The following is a 4,763-nucleotide window of genomic DNA, read 5'->3' as shown; positions in this document are numbered from 1 at the left end:
ACTTTACCGACCGCCCCACGAGTCCCCGCGTCACTCGTTCGGACCCTCTCCTCCACTGTCCCGTTCGTATTAACCAACCTCCCCAGTTGTCTTCAGGACATAGGAAGAATCAGCGCGGAGGCGCGAGTGGCGCGTAGTCGAGTAGTACTTGGGGATCTCAGAGTCCAGGTGTTGAAGCGATCGGGCGGCGGGCTGTCGTACGCGATCGTCTGGCCAGACTGTTCGGTCGACGAGGAAGCGGACTCGTATCTGCGTCCGTTCGACGGCTCAGGGTCGCAGAAGACGTACGCCTACTCGCTCGTGGATCACTTGCGGTGGCGGATCCGGGAAGGGCTGACCACCGAGTCGATCGGGCTCCTCGACTTGAAGCGGTACATGGGGGCTGTAGGCGCTCAAGTGCAGATGCCGTACGGGCAGCCGTGGAGGGTTCCTCCCCAACGCCCATACGGTGCCTCGGCTCTCCAGGTCGCGGCAGCTGCCTTGAAAGGCTTCTATCTCGACGCATGCGCCCGCAGCGGCGTGAACGACGAGCTGAGGCATGCCCTGTTGGGCACCCGGTTGCCGACGAAGGTGGACAAGAGCCGAGCGTTCTTGGGACATGTGAAGAAGTCGATGCCGGCCAACCCGCTGGCACCTTCGCGGCCTACCAGGAGACGGCACCCGAAGATGCTGCCTGATGGGGCCAAGCCGGAGCTGCTGGGAGCCGTGAACACGGCCCGCGACGAGATGGTCGTGCGGTGGTTGTCCGACACGAGCCTGCGGATCGGCGGGCTGACGGGCTTACACCTGGTCGACCTACATCTGCGGGAAAATGCGGGCTGCGGCGAGTGCACGAGCCCTCACCTGCACGTTTGCCATCGTTGGGGCAACCCCAACCGGGCCGCAGCAAAGATCAAACCGGACTGGAAGATGGTTGATGGGGTGATCACCGGCGGAGAGATCTACCGAGTCAGCCCCGCCATGATCAGCAGCTACTTCAAGTACATGACGACGGAGTATGCGAAGTACGCCGCAGGGCACGGCATGCTGCTGATCCAGCTAGCGGGAGAGAACGTCGGTGAGCCCTGGACTGCGGACGCGGCGCGGGGGATGCTGCGCCGAGCCGGCCGCCGGGCTGAGCTGCCGGGAAGGATCACACCGAAGGCATTCCGGCACCAGATCACGAATGACGTTCTGGACGTGTCGGGCGGCAATTCGATGGTGGCCAAAGTGGTCGGCAACTGGGCATCGGCCCAGATGGTCGACGAGGTCTACGGACACCCGGACCTGCACTCTCCGGAGTTCACCGCGGCACTGCAGCAGGTGTGGGGGGATGAAGACCATGAGTGACCTCCAGGTGCTGCCGTTGGTAACGGATGGCAGCGTCTCGACGCGGACGACCAGTGACCGGCTGGAACTCCTCACGGCACTCATCGCGGCGCCGAACTTCGATCCGTTGTTCCGCGGCGATGTCATCAAGGTTCCCCGGGGTCACCCCACGTATGGGTGGGGCTGTGGCGTCAGCAGCTGCCAGAGGGCACAAGGCCCGGCACGCGATTTCTGCAAGGTGCACGAGTTGGAATGGGTCGCAGCGCAGAAAGCCGGGCGGAGTATCACCGAATTTCATATGGCAGCTGTGCCGTTGATTCCTAAATCCTGGATCGATCCTCCGCCTTGCGTGGTCTGTCCCGACGCGCCGGCATGGGACGCCAGGCGGTTGTGTTATCTCCACGGATCCCGGTGGCTGAGGCACCATGCCGATGTTCGTGGAAGGAAGGGGACGCTGCCTGTTTACGAGGAATGGCTGGCCAAACAGGCTCCCTTTCCTCACTTCGGGCAATGCAAGGTCCTCCCCTGCCCTGAACAGGCGTCGTCTCCGTTGGGTCTCTGCCATCGGCACATCACGCACTATGAGCGAGACCGGAAACCCGGAGGCGCGCGTACGGCAGCGAACTGGGCCCGATGGATCGTCACGCGCAACAAGCCTGTCCCGATCGAATACGCCGATAAGAGCCTCTTCGAACGGTGGTGTCGTGAAACCGGCCTCGCCAACCGAGCTAACGGCCAAGTTTCATTGCTCGGGTTACGTCCGCTCGTGAAAGCGGAAATTAAGTGGGCTCTCTTCCAACATAGCAACAGCCCGACTGAGGGAATGATCTGGCCTCTGGTGTGGGTGCAGTATCTCGTAGACGACTGCCGTGACCAACGCGTGGATTCACTGGTCGATATCGACCAGGAGAACTGTAGACGCCTCTCTCGATTGCTGCTCTTTGGGATGCTCAACTCGCTTCGGCAGGTCTATTTCACGCGGGAGGACACAAAAGAAGCGGGTTTCATCGAGACGGACCACTTTGGCGTCCGCTTTTCATCCTGCCATAGTCATATTGACCTGACTCCGATCAGCCAGCGTTGGCTACGCGACCTGATCTGGGACATGTTCGCGAATCGGCTCCTCACCGATCCACCCAAGAGCCGTTCCCCATTCGACATGAGCCGTCGCGCCTGCGCCGAGCTGTCCGCCTATCTCGAGGCCCAGGCACCGGGCGGCGGCCATGACCCCGCCGTACTGACCGCCTCCCATATGGTGGCGTTCGTCGCCGACCAACGCCACCGTGCCGAGCATGGTCTCCCTATGCTGAGACGCCGCCTTACGAAGAACGGCACGCCGGGCATCGTTACGAAGTGCATTCAGTCCGCCACTTTCAACGGCGCCCGCCGCGTGCTCCGGTTCGGGTTGGACTCCGGTGATGCCGAACGCCTTGGCCTTGACCGTCGGTTCGCGCTTGCGCTTCCGGGCGGCGACATGCGAACGGGGCGTAGACGGCCCTTTCCAGATGTTCTCGCTCGGGCCGTCGCCAATCAGCAGAACCTGGAGAGGTTAGAGGAAGCGGACGAAGACGACCGCGGCATCCGGGATATCTGGGAGACCCAAGTCCTCACCGGGCGGCGAGGGAAGGAGGTTCGCGAGGTACGACTGGATTGCATCAGCCGCTTGAACGGCGTCCCCCTGTTCTGGCATGACCAAACGAAAGTTGGAAATCTCGACGAGGCGATTCGGATTCCCGAGCGGCTATACCTCCGCCTTGAGCAACGCCAGAATAGGACAATCGATCGATACATTCAGAGGGTAGGCCACCCGCCAACACCACAAGAACGAAGCCAGATCGCCCTATTTCCGCGTCGAACCAGCAACCGGCAACTACTCAAGAGCGTCAGCTACAAGTGGTTCCTCAACCTGTTCCGCACATGGCTGGAGACACTCGACGTAGGTCATGGAGTCCCTCATCAGGCAAGGCACACACTAGCCACCAAACTCCTCAAGGCAGGCGCAAACCTCACTCAGATCAAACGGTACTTGGGGCAGATCTCGGCGGTGATGGCCGAGCACTACGTACACATCGCCAACACCGACTCCGAACTCAACGACGCACTGAATGCCGTTTGGGTCGCCGGCCCCGGCGCCGCCCAGCCCGGCCTCGCTCTCACCTCAGGCAAACCCATGACCCGCGCAGAGGCCGAGGCCCTCGCCATCGACCTCTCGCGCAAGTCGACGCCTGCCGAGGGTGGCTTCTGCACCTTTCAAGCAGTTGTCGACGGGCAGGCGTGCCCATGGAATATGGACTGCCATAACTGCGACAAGTTCGTCATGTCCGGCGCTGACCTAGTCTACTGGCACCGAAAGCGCGAACAATGGCACGCTATGGCCGAGGGGGCATCCGACAGTGCGACCGCGGACTACTTGCACGACATCTTCGAACCCACGGCCCGCGCAATTGACGGCTTGGAAAAGGCCCTCGAAGCCGTCGGTCTACTCGATGAGGCCCTCGCACTCGATCTCCGCCGGCCGCAGGAGTACTTCGGCCGTGTCTGGGCTACCGCCTTCCGCGCCCAGGAACTAGCCCAGCACGAGACGGACTGGACCGCAGCATGAGGCCCACCGTCCCCGAGGCCGCCATCGCCGCTCGCAAGCGCCAGAGCGAGGAGAAGCTCGCTTGGGTCGAAACTGCGATCCGCCACCTACGCCGCGAACGCGGACGTCTCACGGTCAAAGCGATCGCTCAGCGCGCAGGCGTCTCCGCCACGTTCCTCTACGAGAACGCCGGCGCCCGCGCCCTCGTCAAGAACGCGGTCGCTGAGAGCCGCAGCCGCCACGACCAGAAGAACCAGCACGAACACGATCGCGTTGAGGCCACCTGGCGCGAGCGCGCACTCAACGCCGAGGCAGAGCTGGCCCGAGCCCAGAAGGAGGTACTCACCCAGCGGCAGCGCATCGGTGAACTCATGGGCCAACTACGCGACTTCGACCAGATGGTCCCCGGCGAGTCGGTGCAGGCCCTCACCACCGAGAACACCACCCTCAAACACCGTGTCAACCAGCTCACACAGGAGCACCGCAAGCTCCAAGAACGACTCGAAGGTGCCCGCTCCAACATCCGCTTCGCCGACAAACGCATCGCGGACCTCGAGGTCCAACTCCTGGAACAGGACCCCTCATGCACCCCGCCCCCGGTTCCGCCACAGTCGCTCTCGACCGTCAGACGATCCACGCCCTTGCATCGACCTTGAGGCAGCTCGAAGCGTTCTTCGACGAATGCGACGAGACCGTTTCTGACGCGCTGGAAGCCCACGTCGGCATCCGCCCAGCTGCAGAGTCCTACAGCGCCATCCTCGAAGGCCACGCTGACGACCTCGAATCAGCCCTCGGCAGCCCGCCACGTCGCGTGCCGATGGACAACACATCACCCCAGGTCAGAGCCGACCCGGTCACGTTCACGGTCGGTAAA

4 protein-coding genes are annotated in these 4,763 nt (G+C 62.8%); all 4 read left to right on the top strand.

Going from position 1 to position 4,763, the window contains the following annotated elements:
- Positions 1-168 precede the first annotated feature (168 nt).
- A complete protein-coding gene (locus ACFYX4_RS40915; RefSeq protein WP_389345066.1) occupies positions 169-1,329 on the top strand; it encodes an integrase in 1,161 nt (386 codons plus the stop codon).
- Positions 1,313-3,910, top strand: coding sequence for a tyrosine-type recombinase/integrase (locus ACFYX4_RS40910; protein WP_389345064.1), 2,598 nt, complete (start codon positions 1,313-1,315; stop codon positions 3,908-3,910). Before ACFYX4_RS40915 ends, ACFYX4_RS40910 begins: the two co-directional genes overlap by 17 nt.
- Complete coding sequence (locus tag ACFYX4_RS40905) at positions 3,907-4,545, top strand: DUF6262 family protein (RefSeq protein ID WP_389345062.1); 639 nt, start codon at positions 3,907-3,909, stop codon at positions 4,543-4,545. The genes ACFYX4_RS40910 and ACFYX4_RS40905 overlap by 4 nt, the downstream gene beginning before the upstream one ends.
- Positions 4,542-4,763, top strand: a 222-nt coding sequence (locus ACFYX4_RS40900) for a hypothetical protein (RefSeq protein WP_389345060.1), incomplete at its 3' end; no start/stop codon positions are given. The genes ACFYX4_RS40905 and ACFYX4_RS40900, both read left to right, overlap by 4 nt.

Source organism: Streptomyces sp. NPDC002328 (assembly GCF_042890065.1).
Classification (GTDB): domain Bacteria; phylum Actinomycetota; class Actinomycetes; order Streptomycetales; family Streptomycetaceae; genus Streptomyces.
This window is presented reverse-complemented; position numbering and strand designations above follow the sequence as displayed.